Below are 1522 nucleotides of genomic sequence, written 5' to 3'. Positions count from 1 at the left end.
ATGTGTTCGGGCATGGGCAGTTCATCCAGGCCGCGCACGCGATCGTCGCCGACGCCCATCTGGACGATCGAGGCAAGATGCTTGGGTTCTGGCGCAAAGGCGAGCCGCCCGCGATCGGCAACGCGCAACGGGTCGGGTTTCAATGGCGGGGGGGCCGCTGGGAATGTGCGCCGCCGGTCGCCGCCTAGATCAACACCCGCTCTACCTCGTCGAGTGTCACGTCATCGGGCCGGCGATCGTAGAGCTGGGTAGTGCGGGTCGAACTGTGGTTCGCCATCGTCGCGGCTGTCTCCAGCGTGCCGCCGTTCTTCAAATAGGTGGTGATCCCCGTAGCGCGGAACGAATGGTTGCCGATCGCCGTCTCGATCTCGGCCGCGACGGCGCGACGGCGCACCATCGCGAAGGCATTGGCCTGGGGCAGGGGGGTGTCGCTTAAGCGCTTGGTCCCGCGCGCGATCGTACGGAACAGCGGCCCTTTGCGGTCCTCGCGCAAGTCGCAGCCATCGAGATATTCGGCCAAATAATGCTCAAGGTTGTGATGACAGGGCATTTCGTGGCGCTTGCCGCCCTTTTCGTGCAGCCGCACCCATAGTCGCCGATTCTGCACGAACACATCCTCCACGCGCATCGCCAGCGCCGCGCCGATCCGGGCAAACGAATAGACCATCAACCCGATCAGCGCCCGATCGCGCAAACCTGCCGGCGTCGTCGCATCGATCACATCCAGCAGTCGCCGCGCTTCGTCGGCGGCCAGCACCGGCGTCTTGCCGCGCCGGACGCTGTGCGCCGGCCCGCGCACCGACGCGGCCGGGTTCGTCGGCATGACCTGGCCTGTCACCAGCCAGTCGAACAGGTGGCGCACGGCCGCGAGCTGCTGCTTGACGGTGGGCGCGCTCACCTCGCGTCCCAGCGCCTCGATCCAGGCCGCGACATGAAGCGGCTGCAAGCCGGCGAGCGATGTGATGCCGCGCGCCGCTACCCAAGCCAAAAACTCGCCCGCTGCGCGCGCATAGGCACGGCGCGTATGGGGATTGCGGATGGTGACGGCGAAGAACTCGAGGAAGCGCAGCCGCGCCCGCTCATCGGCCGACGCGATGAGCGCGGGCAGCGCTAAGCTGGGTGACGGGAGAGGGGCGAGCTGGTTCATCGCCGACCGCGAACATGGGCGGCGGTGTCGATGACCGTTACGGCGTCCGGGGAAAGGTCTTCGACGCCATCAACAAAGCCGAATATCTCGGCTCGCCCGCCCTCGTTGCAAATACGCCCGGCGACTGTGCCGTGGATGATGGCGCGCGCTCCTGGCTCAAGGATCAGGTCGCCGGCGATTGTGCCATGCAGGATCAGCTTGATGCCGCTGCGCAGCGTCGCACTGCCGATCACCATGCCGTACAGAGCTAGATCCTCCTCGATCGCGAATGGGCCTTCTATCTTGTCGTGAACCGCCTTCATGTCCGCCCCGCATTAGTATGTGATAAAGGACATTATCATATGTAGAGCGAGCTGTGAATCCTTCCTCGGAGCG

2 protein-coding genes and 1 pseudogene are annotated in these 1522 nt (G+C 65.4%); 1 reads left to right on the top strand and 2 read right to left on the bottom strand.

Annotated features, from left to right (window positions below; genetic code table 11):
* Positions 1–188 (top strand): annotated as a pseudogene (locus tag AX703_RS28515) (histidine phosphatase family protein); the annotation flags it as partial.
* Here the strand turns inward: AX703_RS28515 and AX703_RS20290 are convergent.
* Together AX703_RS20290 and AX703_RS20285 are read right to left on the bottom strand one after the other, a co-directional pair.
* On the bottom strand, positions 185–1147 hold the full coding sequence (locus AX703_RS20290) for a tyrosine-type recombinase/integrase (RefSeq protein WP_007681981.1): 963 nt from the start codon (positions 1145–1147) through the stop codon (positions 185–187). The pseudogene AX703_RS28515 and the gene AX703_RS20290 overlap by 4 nt on opposite strands.
* The gene (locus tag AX703_RS20285) at positions 1144–1449 is read right to left on the bottom strand and encodes a hypothetical protein (RefSeq protein WP_007681980.1); all 306 of its coding nucleotides are present in this window, start codon (positions 1447–1449) and stop codon (positions 1144–1146) included. The genes AX703_RS20290 and AX703_RS20285 overlap by 4 nt, the downstream gene beginning before the upstream one ends.
* Between the last annotated feature and the right edge of the window lie 73 nt (positions 1450–1522).

The organism is Novosphingobium sp. CCH12-A3 (assembly GCF_001556015.1).
GTDB classification, from domain to species: Bacteria; Pseudomonadota; Alphaproteobacteria; order Sphingomonadales; family Sphingomonadaceae; genus Novosphingobium; species Novosphingobium subterraneum.
Note: the sequence above shows the minus strand (reverse complement) of the source record. Positions and strands in the feature narration are given on the sequence as shown.

Coding starts and splice junctions, on each gene's coding strand:
- AX703_RS20285 (WP_007681980.1), bottom strand. CDS start 1,449: ATGAAGGCGGTTCACGACAAGATAGAAGGCCCATTCGCGATCGAGGAG.
- AX703_RS20290 (WP_007681981.1), bottom strand. CDS start 1,147: ATGAACCAGCTCGCCCCTCTCCCGTCACCCAGCTTAGCGCTGCCCGCG.